Source organism: Paenibacillus hodogayensis (assembly GCF_039536325.1).
Taxonomy (GTDB): domain Bacteria; phylum Bacillota; class Bacilli; order Paenibacillales; family NBRC-103111; genus Paenibacillus_AB; species Paenibacillus_AB hodogayensis.
The window spans coordinates 137,311-153,217 of sequence record NZ_BAAAYO010000013.1; the positions used below are offsets into that span (position 1 = coordinate 137,311).

17 protein-coding genes are annotated in these 15,907 nt (G+C 52.4%); all 17 read right to left on the reverse strand.

The annotated features are described in order from the left end of the window. Nucleotides 1–95: 95 nt before the first annotated feature. The 17 genes from ABD796_RS26755 to ABD796_RS26835 all read right to left on the reverse strand — a co-directional run bounded on the left by ABD796_RS26755 (nt 96) and on the right by ABD796_RS26835 (nt 15,895). Nucleotides 96–947: a glycoside hydrolase family 25 protein gene (locus ABD796_RS26755; RefSeq protein WP_344913986.1), complete on the reverse strand. Its 852-nt coding sequence runs from the start codon at nt 945–947 to the stop codon at nt 96–98. Then, the gene (locus ABD796_RS26760; RefSeq protein WP_344913989.1) at nt 931–1,203 is read right to left on the reverse strand and encodes a hypothetical protein; all 273 of its coding nucleotides are present in this window, start codon (nt 1,201–1,203) and stop codon (nt 931–933) included. Before ABD796_RS26760 ends, ABD796_RS26755 begins: the two co-directional genes overlap by 17 nt. Further along, nucleotides 1,200–1,589, reverse strand: coding sequence for a hypothetical protein (locus tag ABD796_RS26765; protein ID WP_344913992.1), 390 nt, complete (start codon nt 1,587–1,589; stop codon nt 1,200–1,202). The genes ABD796_RS26760 and ABD796_RS26765 overlap by 4 nt, the downstream gene beginning before the upstream one ends. Before the next feature lie 144 nt (nt 1,590–1,733). Then, the gene (locus ABD796_RS26770) at nt 1,734–4,310 is read right to left on the reverse strand and encodes a fibronectin type III domain-containing protein (RefSeq protein WP_344913995.1); all 2,577 of its coding nucleotides are present in this window, start codon (nt 4,308–4,310) and stop codon (nt 1,734–1,736) included. A 19-nt stretch (nt 4,311–4,329) separates the two neighbouring features. Beyond that, a complete protein-coding gene (locus ABD796_RS26775) occupies nt 4,330–4,893 on the reverse strand; it encodes a hypothetical protein (RefSeq protein WP_344913999.1) in 564 nt (187 codons plus the stop codon). A gap of 201 nt (nt 4,894–5,094) precedes the next feature. After that, the gene (locus tag ABD796_RS26780) at nt 5,095–5,454 is read right to left on the reverse strand and encodes a hypothetical protein (protein ID WP_344914001.1); all 360 of its coding nucleotides are present in this window, start codon (nt 5,452–5,454) and stop codon (nt 5,095–5,097) included. A 16-nt stretch (nt 5,455–5,470) separates the two neighbouring features. Next, nucleotides 5,471–7,525, reverse strand: a complete 2,055-nt coding sequence (locus tag ABD796_RS26785; RefSeq protein ID WP_344914003.1) for a pyocin knob domain-containing protein — start codon at nt 7,523–7,525, stop codon at nt 5,471–5,473. Further along, on the reverse strand, nt 7,525–8,100 hold the full coding sequence (locus ABD796_RS26790; protein WP_344914005.1) for a putative phage tail protein: 576 nt from the start codon (nt 8,098–8,100) through the stop codon (nt 7,525–7,527). Before ABD796_RS26790 ends, ABD796_RS26785 begins: the two co-directional genes overlap by 1 nt. After that, the gene (locus ABD796_RS26795) at nt 8,097–9,647 is read right to left on the reverse strand and encodes a baseplate J/gp47 family protein (protein WP_344914008.1); all 1,551 of its coding nucleotides are present in this window, start codon (nt 9,645–9,647) and stop codon (nt 8,097–8,099) included. Before ABD796_RS26795 ends, ABD796_RS26790 begins: the two co-directional genes overlap by 4 nt. Next, nucleotides 9,647–10,108, reverse strand: coding sequence for a DUF2634 domain-containing protein (locus ABD796_RS26800; RefSeq protein ID WP_344914011.1), 462 nt, complete (start codon nt 10,106–10,108; stop codon nt 9,647–9,649). Before ABD796_RS26800 ends, ABD796_RS26795 begins: the two co-directional genes overlap by 1 nt. Further along, entirely contained in the window at nt 10,109–10,501 is a 393-nt protein-coding gene (locus ABD796_RS26805) for a hypothetical protein (RefSeq protein WP_344914014.1), read from the reverse strand. Then, a complete protein-coding gene (locus ABD796_RS26810; protein WP_344914017.1) occupies nt 10,488–11,498 on the reverse strand; it encodes an XkdQ/YqbQ family protein in 1,011 nt (336 codons plus the stop codon). Before ABD796_RS26810 ends, ABD796_RS26805 begins: the two co-directional genes overlap by 14 nt. Next, on the reverse strand, nt 11,495–12,163 hold the full coding sequence (locus tag ABD796_RS26815) for a LysM peptidoglycan-binding domain-containing protein (RefSeq protein WP_344914020.1): 669 nt from the start codon (nt 12,161–12,163) through the stop codon (nt 11,495–11,497). Before ABD796_RS26815 ends, ABD796_RS26810 begins: the two co-directional genes overlap by 4 nt. Next, complete coding sequence (locus ABD796_RS26820) at nt 12,160–14,886, reverse strand: hypothetical protein (RefSeq protein ID WP_344914023.1); 2,727 nt, start codon at nt 14,884–14,886, stop codon at nt 12,160–12,162. Before ABD796_RS26820 ends, ABD796_RS26815 begins: the two co-directional genes overlap by 4 nt. Before the next feature lie 4 nt (nt 14,887–14,890). Next, on the reverse strand, nt 14,891–15,049 hold the full coding sequence (locus ABD796_RS26825; RefSeq protein ID WP_344914026.1) for a hypothetical protein: 159 nt from the start codon (nt 15,047–15,049) through the stop codon (nt 14,891–14,893). A 23-nt stretch (nt 15,050–15,072) separates the two neighbouring features. After that, a complete protein-coding gene (locus ABD796_RS26830) occupies nt 15,073–15,462 on the reverse strand; it encodes a phage tail assembly chaperone (protein ID WP_344914029.1) in 390 nt (129 codons plus the stop codon). A 28-nt stretch (nt 15,463–15,490) separates the two neighbouring features. Beyond that, nucleotides 15,491–15,895 (reverse strand): phage tail tube protein, encoded by a 405-nt coding sequence (locus ABD796_RS26835; RefSeq protein ID WP_344914031.1) that lies wholly within the window; start codon nt 15,893–15,895, stop codon nt 15,491–15,493. Nucleotides 15,896–15,907 lie beyond the last annotated feature (12 nt).

A 15,907-nucleotide genomic window follows, 5' to 3' on the forward strand; every position in this document is an offset into this window, starting at 1 on the left:
GATGAAGACGGGTGCCGTCTCTTCAATGCCGCTTTCAAAGCTCTGCGGGACCGACACTTTTGACAGGCGTTTCTGGGATATTTGGCTCTTAGAATCTATACCTTTATCCCCTTATCCTTGGCAATCAGTACGATCGCAAGCCAGGCCAGGTCGTCCAGCTTCATTTCCTTGTTATTGGCTTGAGTCGCCCATTTGTAGTCCGTTACGAGCGGATGGTCCAGCTCGCCGGTAACGCTTTTTTCATACAGTCCGTGAAGCGCCTTCGTCAGCGTCTCCCACTGCCAATCGTCCGAAAAATTCACCTGCTTTTCCTCCCCTCTCTTCCCCCGCTGCAGCCGGTCCTCGATATTCCCTGCGTATTCGTTCAAATCCACATGACCGTTTATACCGTCAACCCGCCCCGTTTCGCTGTATTGGAATAACGTCCACTCGCTCCATACCGGATTGCCCATCGGTTTGTCCGTTCCGTAATGCGCCACCCATAGCGGATATACCGCCAAATCCGGCTCCATGTACGTTTTCGCAAAAGAGGCTCCGGTGTAAAGCATGGGAACTTGTCCGGTAGCCGCTTGTACGTTCTCTAGCCACGCTCGGGCCCAAGCGCTAACCTGCGCCTTCGTAAAAGGACGACCGTCCAACGATCCCTGCTCCAGATCGAGCACATGCCACAATTCCGGCACCCACCTCTTCACTTGGGCCAAATAGTGCTCGGCTTCATGAACCGGATCGTTGGACAGATGGGCAAAATGGTAAAAGCCGATCGGAATGCCGGCATCCCTTGCGCCTTCCGCATTTTGGACCAACCGGGCATCGACTAAGCTTGTCCCTTCGGTCGCCTTGATTTGGGCGAAGCGGATAACGTCCCGTCGAACGGCTTGCCAGTCGATCTCTCCCTGCCATTTCGAAACGTCGATTCCGGGGGAGTTGGCTTTATTTCGAGTCTGCATCGTCTTCGCGTTCCTCCTTATCCGTCTGCCCTTTGGCGTAGTGGTAGGCTCCGCTGGCGGTCAAGCCGACAAGCGATACGGTCAACAACGTCTGCTGGATTTTATCCGGGACCAAGACGAAGATAGCCGCAATCGCCAGACAGAACAGATGATTGTGCTTGCTCGGCACGCCGTAAGCTTTCAAAATGCCGACATAAGCAGTCACCACAGCGGCCAGCATCAAAACTTCATTGGTTAAATAAGTCATGTCGATCATGGCTGCATCCCCCCGAACACTTTCACGATATCCTCGAAGCGGATGCCGAGCGAGAAGGCGAGCAGCACCATAAGCAAATACACGAAAAACTTTTCTTTGTGCTCGATAAACTCTTGATACCAGACCCGATCGTCATGGCCGAGCGGCTCCTTCGTATTCGCCATCAGCCGGCCCAGCTCGTGGTTGATCGCCTCCAGCTTGTCGTCCTGCCGTTCTGCGATTCCGGTTAACCGGACCACGTTTTCGCGTAATACGGTAATGGTCTCGGCGTAAATTTTGTGGCTTTCCCGCACTTCCTTCAGATGCTCCCATACATCGCGTTTGAACTCCATCATATCTTCCCTTAATGTGTCAATTTGCACCTGGCAGATATCGTGTTCGCCCATATTTGACCCCCCATCCCATCTGCTGGATATTTTGGAAAAGAAAAAGAGCGGTGGTGGCCGCTCTTGGGAGATAGCTAGTCTATAGCTGAGAAGCAGCTGGATTCTCTTGAAAAAGAGTTTCCCCGCTGATCGATTCGAGAACCATTATTTTGATATCGCTCGAATGCCAGATGGCGTGCCCACTCGTACCGGGCTAGCCGTAGCCTCAGTAGTACTGACTAGTTCAAAAACGCCAACTGCACCAGCGCTATTGCAAGCGCGAATAGGTGTAGGTCCGACTACCCCCGATAAGGGATCGTAGAGAGGCAGTGTCACCCTACCAGTACGTGTAGATATAGAGTACGCTCCAATCTGTTTCTTGGTTACGAATTCGAAATACGTGTAGGCGCTTTCGTTCCCCGATTTATCATGATACGTAACGGTATATCTATAACGTTTTCCAGGCGTTAGCCCGGTGATCGTTTTGCTAGTTATATCCCCTATATCCGTCCCATAATACATCGGTGCTCCAATCCAGTTACTGCCGTCCCATTCTCCAAAATATAAATCCGTCGATTGACGTCCAGAAGATGGAGCCGGGTCTGAAAAGGTACTCCATGTTAATTCTACAGTTGTCGTACTCCATACAGCCGAAGGATGCGGGTCATTTGGTCTTTGGGAATCCACAAAAAAGTAAGCCGTTTTCGTTCCGATCATCCAATTTCCGGCTTTATCTATGCAGTAGAAATCTGCCCGATACTCCCCTTGTACCGAAAGCGGAATATCTATATACCAATCTGAACCGGTTTGCCCACATTGAACGCTATTTGTAGCAGCTTGCCCTGGAACTGTGTAATTGCAATAAACCATTTGAATACCGGAGTTTGCATCGTAAGCCCCATATACCCACACGCGCTTCGTTCCTGTTGTCTGGTTAATATAGCTATAATTCTGAACACTTGAAATCGTCGGGGGAGTCCTATCAATAGCAAAAGAGTTGAACCCCTGCCAAACCTGCCAATTTCCTGCACCATCACGTACTCTAACCGCAAATTGCCAGTTTCCTTCAGCTAAAGATACAAAAGGAATGTCTACATACCAGTTGCTAGTCCATACTTCGTCTGAATTGTAATGCCAATTCTGCCAACCATCATACGATCCCACAACTTGAAAAGCTGTTTGCCCGTACATATTGTCGGAATAAGTCCATCCATACCGTAAATAACCGCTGCTTGCATTTGTCGGGCTAGCCGTACCGAAGTAATGTCCTGAAGTAAAGGGAGGGTCAATATCCACATAAAAGACTGGTTCCCAGGAATAAGGGCTATGTGCCCCGTGTTGATCCTGGGTAATAATTCTATAGCGGTATGAACCGCTGGGCAATGGGGGGGATGGGACCCAAGAAGTCGCTTGCCCTGCCTGCCTGCCAGAATCACGGATGATGCTCCCGTTCGCATCGAGAATATGACCGGCCCACCAGCCTTGATAATCACCGGGATCAGGGTCGTTAAAAATCCAGGTAACCGCCGGCGTATAATTGTATACACCGCCATGAGCCGGCCCCGTAGGCGTAGGCGCAGTAGGCGGTTGGTTTAACTGAATGCCGTAATACTTGAAAGTCGCCTCAGAATTACTATATTTTCGATAGGCGACACCTTTGTTTTTACCACGCCCAGCGCTCTTTTGATAGGTTGAGCAGATCTCGCCGTTTACCCCTGAATCGATCTGCGTGATATTGCCAACAGAGTATGAATTCCCACCGTTCCAGGTAATGTCAACCGTATAGAGACCATACGTTCCACCATCGTAACGTCTGTAGTACACGGTTATTACACTGTTATATACTTCCGCAGTAATAATAGCATCCTGGATACCGGAAATCACAGTTCTAACTTTATTCTGCATATCCCAACTAGCACCATCAGACGATCTCCATATCCCAAGCCCTGTAGTATTGGTATAAATAATGAACAAGTCGTTCCCACTAGGGTTTTTCAATATACTTGCACTGTTTACGCCCGATTCAGACATGACCGGATGTTCAATGGAGATGTTTGCTCCGATACTAGGATTCATTGTTGCTATATAAACTGAATTACCTGTAGGAACCACTCCTGTTATCCAACCGTCGGCCCGTTGAACAAATTTCAATAAGTTATTTCCGCGTCCATAGTCAACATCACTCTCAAAAGCAGCAATGCCTGATGTCGCTCCTGACCATGGATCAACAAAAGAAACATTATGTTTGAAAATAGTTTTTTCTTCATCATATTGCTCATAAACTTTGAAGATTATTAATCTCCCATTATCCGACAAAACAGAACTTGCCCCGGTGACCACATCACCGGTATTCATAATGTTGACTCCTACGTGCACGTTACCAATTGAAGATCCGTCGAACCATGTGCAACGTCCATTACCAAAGTCGTCGGACCACCAAGCGGCGATTTGGTTGCCTACAGCATGAATACCACCTTTTGTAGCACCCCAATGTGTAGTTTCATTGGCGTAGCAAAGCTGTGACCACGTGTTTCCATTGTCCTTCGACACTCTAAATATGTGGGAAACGTCATTGTAGTTTCCTTTCGTCCAATACCATTGTCCAGATTCCTGGTCGTAGTATTGTTCACCCCACCATCTTTCCTCATGAAGAGCAACAATCCAGCCGTTATCTAACACAACAACGCCGAGCAATCTATACAATGTCGGAGATGTAATGAAGTTTATCGTTGACTGTGGCATGTTACTTCACCTCTTCCACTTACAAGTCACTGCGTATCCATATACGCCCTAGTTCGGGATTGCTAGGATCACTTGTTCGAACCTCCAATATAAACGGCTTCCCACCATCTGTTCTCACTGCATCTACCTCCGCTTTCCTCGCCACATCATCTCCAGAAACAGGGGCAGCTGCCTTAAACCGCCCTCCCCCATCGCGCTTGACGAGCGTATTGCCGCTAGCCAGATTAGTCGCCGTGTCTAACACACTCTTAATCGCCGAGATCGTCATTCCTGGCAGTTCCCGCCAGCTTGATCCACCTGTGATCGATCTGATCATGTAGGCAAGCCATCCCAAGAGCGTTGATGGTGCGGCTGTGTTTCCCGTGGGGGCGCTCACATCACTGATCGTGCGATTTCCTATCTTCTCATCCGTCACACTACCATCCGAATGATCCAGCACAGGAGCAGTCCTATGTGCATCGAATTCCGCTTGTGTCGCAGAGTTCTGGTCAATCGAATCCAAATTTGCGTTATGAGCTTCACGGCTCACCGTTTCATTTCCTAACGGCTTCTTCAACCCGAGCCTAGGTGTCGTTTCAGGCATTATCCATACACCTCCAGTTGACCCCACGTCAGATGCAGTGCATCCAATTGGTCACAAGTTCGATGTTCCCCGTTCAAAATCATCCCAAACAAAATATCGGAATTCATACCCCAACTCAAAGTGAACCGAAAGCACTGCTCGTAGCGCTTCCTGACAGTCCTTCAGGTTAGCATAAAAATAGCCCCGATTGCTCGGATAATGTTAAGCCTCTACTACATTAAGGATTAGCGTTTGAGTCGTATTGATAATAGATAGCGTCAATTCTCCGGGCTCACTGGATGTCAACGTCAACTTTGCCCGGCCATCTACTGGCGTTACCGTTCGGACAGCGCCACCGTCGTAGACTTTGATCGGGCTTGTATTTTGTCCGTCATATACAAAGCTACCCGCTGCCCCAGAGAAAACTCGCCACTCTACGCCAATCTCTACAGAGTCCCCTACCGTGACTTCCAATGGACCAGGCTTCGTGAAGAACGCCTGCTTTTCTGTTCCTAGCGCCATCTGCGCGTACACCTCAATTTTGTACACGTTGCCGTTCTCGACAAAAAATACCGTATTCATTTTATGTTACCCCCTCTTATACTGCTTGACGGTATCTAAGGCCGTAGCCGGCCGTTCTGCTCGGACGTCCGGTTCCGTTTTGCACGACAATGGCCTCGATTTTAAAATTACGTTTAAAGTAAAGGATATCGTTGTTTAAATACGTTAGACTTGATCCGGTATGCGTGTCGCAGTAAATATCCGGCTGCCATACGATATTGTCATCAACGATAACACGGTATCGGATTGTAAAAGATCCACTTTCGTCGTCTTCAAGACCGCGCGCCGAAAAACTCGCGTACTCCAAACGCCCACGCATCGAAAGATTTACCAACGTCGCCCATGATGCGTTAGAAACGCCAGCATCTCCACCCGGGCCACGCAATTCAGAGTACGATAAGGATGCCGGGTTAGTAGAAAACCACGTCGCTCCCCCATCGGTGGTGACCTCAAGAACGCCATTGTTTACACGCATGCTACGTTCATCCCAAACCTTATATGAGTTTGCCCCAGTACTCCATCCACCGATCCTTAAATAATTGTCCGTATCCAAGCCGAAATGTGCCGCGAATTGGCCGGAGCGATGGAACGTCATAAAAGCCGCGTCACCAGCAGCGCCGTTAGAGCGAACCTCTAGAGCAGCCGCGCCCGAAGTGTTTGCGGCGATGCTTCCGCTAGTTGGAGGAGCATACAACGCTGCTCCGGCCGTCAGAGACAGAGAACCATGCATCGCTCCTCCACCGGCATGTATAATTTCGTTTCCTCTAACACGCACGGAAGGTCCGTCCAAGTTCAAAGTGTTAGCTCCGTTACCAAAATAAAGAACGTTATCCGGCCCCATCGAAACCACGTGGCGTGTAGTTCCATTATTCTCTTTAGCGCCTAGACCTGTAGCGTTATTTAAGTACGCACTATTACTGCGCATAACGTCACTACCTTTATACGTAAACCCAGTCTCGCTAATAACTGCGAGTTGACCGCCACCGTAACGCTGGAACAGAAACCCTGAAACTGCATTCGTCGTACCATCGTGATTTACCTCAAACAACGCAAGATTACTCTGCCAAGTTCCCATCACTAACCCTTGTCCGTTGTTCGCAAAGCCGGGGCTATTTATGCCTAGCGAGCCGTAAATATTCTGCCCGCCACCGCTGTGGATAAGTTCGTACTCGCCGGCACCGTTATTATATAGTGGAGTATACGACGAACGTAACCGTAGATAATGGGCCGTATCACCGACGTAAACAACGTTATCTGTCCCCATAGCTAATAACTTTTTGGCAACTCCGGACGTTGTTTTACCGGAGATAGCTGCATCATTAATAAGCGTACCACCTGCGGTCGAGTTAAAAAGTTCCACCCACGGCGTCCACGCCCCGTTTCCTCCGACGTTAGGCGGGTTACCGTGACGCATATAGAAACGGCTGTCATTTACTCCGGCCGCTAATTGAATAATCGTATCCCCGCCGCCGTGAATAACGAGTAATTGGCCGAAATCCACAGCGGCAGGGCGATTCGGATGTCCGGTGCCGAATCGATAAAACCCGGAGTCAACAACCGTGTTAAAGTCCGTTCCGTCGTTAATAAAACGCGTCTTAGGAACCGCATTAGTCGCCGTAACCGAAACCGCATCAACCTCCGCCTTCCGCGCCACATCATCCGCCGCACTCGGAGCCGCCGCTTTAAACCGCCCGTTAGCGTCGCGCTTGACGAGCGTGGACCCGGTCGCGAGATTGGTCGCCGCATCCAGGATCGTCTTGATAGCTGCAATCGTCATACCCGGTAAGTCGCGCCAACTGGATCCGCCTGTGATAGACTTAATCATATATCCAAGCCCACTCCATAACGTGGTCGGTAGCGCTGTATTTCCGGTCGGCGCAGCGTCATCGCTAATTGTACGGCTACCTATCTTGGTATCCGTCACACTGCCATCTGGATGATCCAGCACGGGAGCTGTCCTATGCGCATCAAACTCTGTTTGTGCTGCAACGTTCCGATCAATCAAATCCAAATTTTCGTTATGAGCCTCAAGGCTGACAGTTTCATTCCCTAACGGCTTCTTCAATCCGAGCTTGGGCGTCGTTTCCGGCATTATTCGTACACCTCCAATTGGTCCCACGTCAGATGCAGTCCATCCAATTGGTCCCACGTCCACTGCTTCCCGTTCAAATCATCCCAAACAAAATATCTGAATTCATACGCCAAATCGAGATGAGCCGGAAGCACGGCCCGGAGCGCCTCCTGACAGTCCTTCAGGTTAGGAGGAATTCCGCGCGTATCAATGAATTTGATAATAACTCGGCTTTCAGCAAAATTTTCAATAATCTCAATACTACCGCCGTCATAGGCCTCCGCTACCTCTCTCACAGCCTTCAGCGTGGCGGTGCCAAAACCGCGCAGCCGTGAAACGATTCGATCTCGCCTAGCTTGAACGGTTTTCCCTTCATCAGGCGATAGACCAAGCTCTCGCTCCCACTTGTCTAACCCCCAATCTGCCGTTCGAACGTACTGTTGGTCCAATAAGCCCGTTAGCAAGGCGTAGAGCTGATCGAATTCGCAGCCCTCACTCTGCATAACGGAATGGATGACGCGAGAAAATTCGTAATAGCGCGGCAGAAACGAAAGCATTTCTTTCCCTTTGGGACTTGTCAAAGTATGGGTGCTCAAGTCAACGTCACCGTCCCCAATACCGCTACTTCTTGTAAGCCGACGACAACGTTGCCAGTCCCTCCATTTACGAGTAGGCCCGTATAGTCCTGGACCCCTGTCGTATCCAGAATGGCTTGCCCGATCCGAACATTCCGAACGTCATTATCTTCAGTAAAAGCAAGCGAACGAATGTAGTGGGCTATATTCTGCCGAACCTCTGTTTTTACCGAAGCGGCATCATAGCCTTCGGCCACCACCAGTCCTGCCGTTACATGAATCCATACGGGAGCAGCCGATTCCACCTGAACTTTGGCCCCGATAGGCGCCTTCCCTTCGCCAGTATCCTTCGAAAAAGCAGAACGGTATTCGAACCGGTCGATCCATAAGGTTGTCGACGTATCATCAAGCAAACGGAGCACCCGTAGCTGAATATTGTCGGAGCCATTCCAGTAAAAGGGTAAGACAACTTCTGTGTAAATCTCGCTGAGTTGATTTGCCCCGAACACATATAAAGCATTTTGGCTGCCGTTCTGGCTTGTCTTAGCCCACTCCGAAGTCGTAGCGTTATACACGCTGACTTGCAGCACATTGGAGGTTTGTTGTGTATTGTCCGCTTTTAGACGCACTCGAACCGTCCATAATCCCGGCTTAGGCAAAACATTCGTCAGGGTTTGGTAGATAACACCGGATTCAGAGGCATCGTAAACCATCTTAACACTGTCCCCGTCAATCGACGCTCCCTGCCCTCCGAGGCTTTGCTCTTCGGCTTCCGCTGTAATCTTCAAAGGCGGAGCTATATAATTCTGTACTTGGTCGACCAGCGATTGCGAGGCAAGCTCGCCGTCGGTATTAATAATACTGACGCTCACCGTCCCAGGGCCGTCTCGAACCGGTACGACCGAAACACCGCCCACACCAGCCACTTCAAGCGCCCAATTGATATAATCGGCTTTGTTGCCACCGGCAGACGGACTACGTACTTTTTGCAAATAGCGAGAACGCAGCGACTCGTCGCTTTCCGTATCTGCCCCGCCCTCCGTAACCGTCAGATTGGTCACTGTAGTAACGCCCGAAACGGGGGTCATCAGCAAGCTGATCGCACGGGAGGAAACATTGCCCGAAGCGCCGGCCTCCACCGCTTCAATATATACGGTTGCTGTCCCTGCCCCGTCCAAAACGGCGGAGGCTTTGGTTAAAAATTCTACAGAAGACGCGCCCGTCACACGGTCCGCCGGCGTGGCCACCCTCGTTCCTGCCGGTACGGACGCGCCTGCCGTGCCGGTAAACTTCACCTGCCCCCGCGCCTTCACCGCGGGACGCCGGGTCAAGCCGTGTTCCTCGCAGCGCAAGTCCAAGTAGCTGCCGAACGTCGTGCTGGCAAAGCCGCGGCGCAGCACCTCCTGCGCCCAAATCGCCGCCTGGGCAAGCTCGATCGAAGCCGGAGCCAAAGCGTCCCAGAGAAAAGAACCCTCCGACTTGTCCAGATCGGAGGGCAGGCTGTCCAGCATCCGCTGCCGGATCGTTTCTTCGGTTTGGTCTTTTAAATAGGCTGGCAGTATCGCCATCAGTAGGTCACCACGCTTCCTTCAATCCTGGATTTCTGACCGCGCACATTGGACACGTCGCATTGGAAAAAGCAGCGTTCGCCCTCCCACTGGAAGGCGAAGCCGCCCACCCGGCTCGTCCGCGGGTCCAGCTTCAACGCTTCAGTCGTCATACGTACAATCTCCGACTCCGCCGCGGGACGCGTCAAGTTTCGCGGGATCAGCTCGTCAAATTCCTGCCCGTAGCTGCGGGAATAGGCCAAGTACGTGTATCTTTCCGTATGCAGCGCTTTTTTGCACCATTCGAGCCAAGCCTCCGCATCGGTGCTGGGCGCGACGGCGCCGGTCGGAGTCGTCACGAAGTCGCCTTTGTCGTAATCGAAGCGCCAGCTTCGCCCGAACTTGACCTGTCCTCCGTCCGCCATCCGCCCCGTAGTACCGGGAGGAGTTGTGCCGTCAGTCAATGGAAATAAGTTCGCCATCTATCTCACCACCTTGCATATGACGACAGCCTCGGAGCCGCCGGCTACAGGTACGGCAAGAACGCGGTCCCCGGGCTTCAGACTGTCTCGGAGCATGAGCTCCACCGGCTCGATCTCCGCCTCCTCGAACTGAAACGTTCCGCTGCCGGCCACAGCGCCTCCCAAGTTGTCCCGTAAGCCGGTCACCGTTCCGGACAACGTAAACGCCGGAAGCTTCAGCTTCATTTCCCAGTCGGCCACCAAATAGTCTGTTAATTCATGCTTGAACGAATCGAGCTTCAGCCCGCTGCCGGTTACCGTACCCAGCTCGGCGGGCACGCCGGCCAGCGCGCTGGATGCATGGCCCGCCATATGCGACTCTAGAGCCGCGGCCAGCTTTTTATACGGATCCATCGAGGAAATACCTCCTTTTGACGTAATCCGGGGAAGCGAGCTCCAACGTCATCTTGCCTGGCCGCCCCAGCTCGTGACGCACGGAAGTCGCGATCAATTCCATACCGCTGCCGACCAGCTCGACCTTATCCCCTGCGCGAATGGTGTTAATATCGATCGCTGATACGCTGAGCGTTTCCTGAATGCCCGTCAGCCTGGCTTTAGCGGCCGTAACTGCTTCGCTTACCGTCGTAATGTCGTTGTCCATGATCACCTTCTGCAAAGTGCCATAGCGGTCTGTTTCCCCGGCCTCCACCGCAAGAATTTCCGTGGCGCTCTCCGGATTGTCTTCCCGTCCCAATACTTTAACCTTCGTCACGGCGCCTTCCAGCGTCTGACGCTGGGTAATGGAGTCCAGATTGCCGCCCGAGTCCAGCGCCCATACCGTTTCGTTGCCGCCAATCGGGAACAACTCGAGCCCGTTAGGGGTCATACGCGGTCGGTACATCCATCCGCCTTTTTTGACCGACTCCTTCAGATCGGAGATCAGCATGGCGTAGATCGGCTGAGAGCGATATACTTTTTTGCTCAGCGTATAAACCGTGTCCGGTATGGAACCCAGAGAAATGTTCCAATCTGCGGCATACTTCTGCAGCCGCTGCGAGGCGGTTTGCCCCGCAGGAAAGACATATTCGTCGTCCGACTTGGCCAAATAAATGGTCCGATCGTACGCGGTAACGGTCAGCCGATCAGCCCCCCGGTAGCTGTTCTCGCAATCCCAGACTACTCCGGGATGAAGCAAATACGCCAATTCCGCCCCCCTGTGCGGGATGCCGGATACGCGAATTTCCTGTCCGGGACGTATGGCCGGCATATCGGCGGAAACCATTAGATTGATGGTCGCCCGGTAAGCAATCTCTTCCAGCGATTCTTCCAGTGAAATACTTTCCACCAGATCGCCCAGCAAATAGCGGTTGTCCAGCACGACTTCATAGGAACGATATTCCGTTTCCATCATGACGGCATCACCAGCTCCTGTCCGGGCCGGATCAGATCCGGATTCGGGCCGATCTGCCCGGCGTTCAGCTCATAGATCTCAGACCAGCGGCTGCCCGCTCCCAGATTCAGCTTTGCGATCGCCCATAGCGAATCCCCGGACTGGACGGTGTAGGTTTTGGGAACCGGCTTCAAGTCCGGTCGGGCCTCCGCCAGACTCCCGCCGTTCATTTCGTCCAGCGTGCGGACCCGGTATTCTCTCCAGGTCCGGAAGGAAATATCGAAATACACGTCGCCGGGCTCATTGGCCTTGAAAGTGCTGTTGTGGGAGGAAATGATCACGAGCACGTTGACCTCGGAAGGCGTAATCATCAAGCGCAGCGGCTGCCGGTCGGACATCCACGTATTGAGCTTATTCATTGTCAGCTGCGGGTTGGGGATATCCGGGTAGCGGCAGAAGCTGGGGTCGGACACGGCAGGAAAAAAAGTAGAGAACGAGATTTCCTTGATCTTCTCGCCATAAGGAAAGTCTACCTCGCCCAAATTCATAATCTGGAACGTCTCCAGGCTGCGATCCCGCCGAATGCTAATTTCCGTCGGATTGACCGGAAACCACAGCTCGTCTCCGGTGGAATCGGTCAGCCGGATATCGAACTGACTCATAAGATCGGAATAGACTGCGCTCATGGCGTCACCACCCGGTTATCCAAGGATGCCCTCATTTTGGTCACGATCTCCCAGCCAATGCGCCTCGCCAAGCTCTCCTCGTCGATTTCTTCTTTTGGCATGACGATCTGAACGCCTTCGACCGTAATCTGGTAGATGGTATCGCCGGAGACTGCATTTGGTGTATGCGAGCCACGTGAGGATGCGCTTACGTTTGCGTTTTGCTTGAAACGTTTGGAGCTCTTGCCTCCTTTACCTGCAGCTGCGGGATACAGGTCCAATTGAGACATGGAGGCCGCCATATCCGTCATTGCAGAAGAAGAAGCGGTCTTGCTGGCTTGCTTCGAATCATCAGCGGACTTTCCTTTGCCGAAGAGCTTGCCTCCGACAAAATTGCCGAGCTTATCGCCCAGCATACCGCCAATCATTCCTCCCGCAACCGTTCCGATTCCCGGTAAAATCGCGCTCCCAAGCGCAGCGCCTAATGCCGCTCCGCCGGCACCAAATGCTACTGCCGTAGCAGCTTGGGCTTTGTTATCGGATGTCGCGATTTCTAAGGCGCCTGAAACGAGTTGGAGAGGGGCAGCCGCTTTTCCTCCGATTTTCAGAAGCTTCCCGGCACCGCTAGCTATATTCTTCAAGGAAGCTCCACTAGGCGGCTTCAATCCTTTACCGGCCTCTACTAGAGGGGCCTCGGCAGCGACAGAACTGACAAGAGTGGCCACCGAGCCTCGCCTTGCAGATATACCCGCGCCCTTACCGCCTTTCGGGCCCTTTACTCCCGGCTTTTTGCCTTTGCGGCTTTCGCCTTCCGGCAAAATAACGTCGGATCCGGTTTGTCCGCCGCCCCTTCCTCCCCCTGCAAAAATGCCGACAATATTTTTAATGGCATCGGCAAGCGTATTGATGGCTTTCGAAAAGGACTCAATCGATTTCGCAAATTCGTCCGGGATTTTAGCGAAGGAACTAATCGATTTGGAAAAACGTTCCGGTATGTCGGCAAATGATCCAAGCGATTTTGCGAATTTTTCAGGAAGTTCGGCAAATGTGCCGATGGATTGCGAGAAACGTGCCGGAAGGTCAGCCAAATTGCCGAGCGACTGCGAAAACTTGTTTGGAAGCTCGGCGAACGTGCCAATAGAAGCCGAAAACTTGGCTGGAAGATCGGCTAACTTGCCGAGAGAATCTGAAAATCTGCCCGGGATATCCGCTAGCTTGCCAATGGAGTCCGCGAACTTAGCAGGGACCTCTGCCAGCTTCCCTAGCGATTCCGCAAATTGCCCTGGAATATCTGCAAACTTGCCTATCGACTCCGCGAACTTCGCCGGAACCTCTGCTAGCTTCCCTAGCGACTCTGCAAATTTGGCCGGAATTTCCGCAAACTTGCCAAATGATTCTGCAAACTTCGCCGGAACCTCTGCCAACTTCCCTAGAGACTCCGCAAATTTGGCCGGAATCTCCGCAAACTTGCCAAATGATTCCGCAAACTTCGCCGGAACCTCTGCCAGCTTCCCTAGCGACTCCGCAAATTTGGCCGGGATTTCCGCAAACTTGCCTATGGACTCCGCGAATTTCGCAGGAACCTCTGCCAGCTTCCCTAGCGACTCCGCAAATTTGGCTGGGATCTCAGCAAACTTGCCTATCGACTCCGCGAATTTCGCAGGAACTTCCGCGAGCTTCCCTAGCGACTCCGCAAATTTGGCCGGGATTTCCGCAAACTTGCCTATGGACTCCGCGAATTTCGCAGGAACCTCTGCCAGCTTCCCTAGCGACTCCGCAAATTTGGCTGGGATCTCCGTAAACTTGCCTATCGACTCCGCGAATTTCGCAGGAACTTCCGCGAGCTTCCCTAGCGATTCCGCAAATTTGGCTGGGATCTCCGCAAACTTGCTAAATGATTCTGCAAACTTCGCCGGAACCTCCGCCAGCTTCCCTAACGACTCCGCAAATTTGGCCGGGATCTCCGCAAACTTGCCAAATGATTCTACAAACTTTGCCGGAACCTCTGCCAGCTTCCCTAACGACTCCGCAAATTTGGCCGGGATCTCCGCAAACTTGCTTATCGACTCCGCGAACTTCGCCGGAACTTCCGCCAGCTTCCCTAGCGACTCCGCAAATTTGGCCGGGATCTCAGCAAACTTGCCTATCGACTCCGCGAACTTCGCTGGAACCTCCGCCAGCTTCCCTAGAGACTCTGCAAATTTGCTTATCGAATCCCCGAACTTTGCAGGAATCTCAGCCAGTTTTCCTAGGGAATCGGTAAACTTGCCAATGGATTCCGCAAACTTGCCGGGAAGCTCCGCCCATTTCTCCACGGACTCTCTCAGCGTGTCGATCGCTTTAGCGAATGATTTGGGAATATCAATAAATTTGAGGATCGCATCCGCGATGTTCTTAACGCCTTCAGTAAAAATTTTAAAAGCTTCAGCAAGCGTCTTTACAGCTTCGGCGAACGTTTTGAAGCCGTCCATTATGCCCTTTTTAGGCTCATTGGCAGCCTCTACTTTGACTGCTACGTTTTGAATCGCCACCGCTACCTTAACGACGCTCTTCCCTGCGTCGCTGCCGGCCTTTGGCTGTGTTGCCTGCTGTTTGTTGCCCATGCTTTCAAAAGCTTTGGCCATACGTCGGGCATACTGCTCGACCCGATAAAAAGCTACCACGGTCCGGTCGACCGACTCCCTTAATCGGTCGTGGGACCGGGTCAATCGGTCCATGCTGTCCAAAGCCGCTCTTTCGGTCATCTCCTCACCGCCTCTCCGACTTTGCCATGTGCTGCCGCAGTTGCATCGCTTCTGCCTCCAGCTCCAGCTCCGTGCTGGCCAGCAGGAACAGCTGCTCGCCGCGCGGCAGCTGCCAGAAAGCTCCGGGGCGCAGGTGGTGTCTTACCCAGATGATGTGCAGCATGCCTGCCAGCCCCCCGGAGTCGATCAGTTTTTTACTTCTTCGAGTGTCGTATTAAATCCGCTAAGATCCAGCACCTCGTCGCCAAGGACAGACAGCTCCCCGGCCAGCAAAATGCGCTTGATGACCTCTTCACCGCCGCTTGCCTCGTATTTCGCCAACAGCCGGGAGTCCCCCCAGTTCGGGGAGACGGTGGCCGCGGCGATGAGGGCGACGTTAAACTGCTCTTCGTCCAGTCTTTCCGCCTTTTGTCCGCGGCGGTCGGAACGCTCGGTGCACCGTTCGCGCAGCAGGTATACCTGTTTGCCGGTCAATCCGCGGAGCGTAACCGGAATGCCAAGGCGCGCAAGCGTCACGGTTTTTTCCGGAAGCTTGTCGGCATCGAGCAGTTTTTGCAAAATTTGATCGTCCATCATCGTCGTAATCCTCCCGTATGTGTGTTCGTTATACCGCGACTACGCGGTCGTTCAGCGTGTATTCCTCGAAGGTGAAGGACACTTCTTCTTTCACTTCTTCTCCTGCGGTCCAGTTGGCCAGCTGCAGCTTGTCCAGCATGACGTTCTTCAGCGTAATCGACTCGAAGCCGAACGCTTCCGGATCCTCCAGCTTGCTGATCAGCTCGAATTTGTCGAAGCCGCGGGTAATCATATCGCTCGTCACTTTAAATCCGCTTACGGTACCGGTCCCCTTCATTGGCCCTTTCTTGTGACGAACCCACGGATCGCCGGCCAAGTTCAGCTCCCGCTTCTGGATTTCGACGTTAGCTTCCAAGTGGTTGAAGTTGCTTTGCCATACACCGCCGATAAAAATTTTCCCATAAGTCCCCAAAAATACGCGATTAGCATCCATCGTTCGTTATCC

Excerpts from the sequence above, each read along its gene's own strand:
- ABD796_RS26815 (WP_344914020.1), bottom strand. The coding sequence starts at position 12,163 with ATGAGCGCAGTCTATTCCGATCTTATGAGTCAGTTCGATATCCGGCTG.
- ABD796_RS26820 (WP_344914023.1), bottom strand. The coding sequence starts at position 14,886 with ATGACCGAAAGAGCGGCTTTGGACAGCATGGACCGATTGACCCGGTCC.
- ABD796_RS26770 (WP_344913995.1), bottom strand. The coding sequence starts at position 4,310 with ATGCCACAGTCAACGATAAACTTCATTACATCTCCGACATTGTATAGA.
- ABD796_RS26765 (WP_344913992.1), bottom strand. The coding sequence starts at position 1,589 with ATGGGCGAACACGATATCTGCCAGGTGCAAATTGACACATTAAGGGAA.
- ABD796_RS26785 (WP_344914003.1), bottom strand. The coding sequence starts at position 7,525 with ATGCCGGAAACGACGCCCAAGCTCGGATTGAAGAAGCCGTTAGGGAAT.
- ABD796_RS26805 (WP_344914014.1), bottom strand. The coding sequence starts at position 10,501 with ATGGATCCGTATAAAAAGCTGGCCGCGGCTCTAGAGTCGCATATGGCG.
- ABD796_RS26775 (WP_344913999.1), bottom strand. The coding sequence starts at position 4,893 with ATGCCTGAAACGACACCTAGGCTCGGGTTGAAGAAGCCGTTAGGAAAT.
- ABD796_RS26760 (WP_344913989.1), bottom strand. The coding sequence starts at position 1,203 with ATGATCGACATGACTTATTTAACCAATGAAGTTTTGATGCTGGCCGCT.
- ABD796_RS26755 (WP_344913986.1), bottom strand. The coding sequence starts at position 947 with ATGCAGACTCGAAATAAAGCCAACTCCCCCGGAATCGACGTTTCGAAA.
- ABD796_RS26835 (WP_344914031.1), bottom strand. The coding sequence starts at position 15,895 with ATGGATGCTAATCGCGTATTTTTGGGGACTTATGGGAAAATTTTTATC.
- ABD796_RS26795 (WP_344914008.1), bottom strand. The coding sequence starts at position 9,647 with ATGGCGATACTGCCAGCCTATTTAAAAGACCAAACCGAAGAAACGATC.
- ABD796_RS26780 (WP_344914001.1), bottom strand. The coding sequence starts at position 5,454 with ATGAATACGGTATTTTTTGTCGAGAACGGCAACGTGTACAAAATTGAG.
- ABD796_RS26830 (WP_344914029.1), bottom strand. The coding sequence starts at position 15,462 with ATGATGGACGATCAAATTTTGCAAAAACTGCTCGATGCCGACAAGCTT.
- ABD796_RS26825 (WP_344914026.1), bottom strand. The coding sequence starts at position 15,049 with ATGCTGCACATCATCTGGGTAAGACACCACCTGCGCCCCGGAGCTTTC.
- ABD796_RS26800 (WP_344914011.1), bottom strand. The coding sequence starts at position 10,108 with ATGGCGAACTTATTTCCATTGACTGACGGCACAACTCCTCCCGGTACT.
- ABD796_RS26810 (WP_344914017.1), bottom strand. The coding sequence starts at position 11,498 with ATGATGGAAACGGAATATCGTTCCTATGAAGTCGTGCTGGACAACCGC.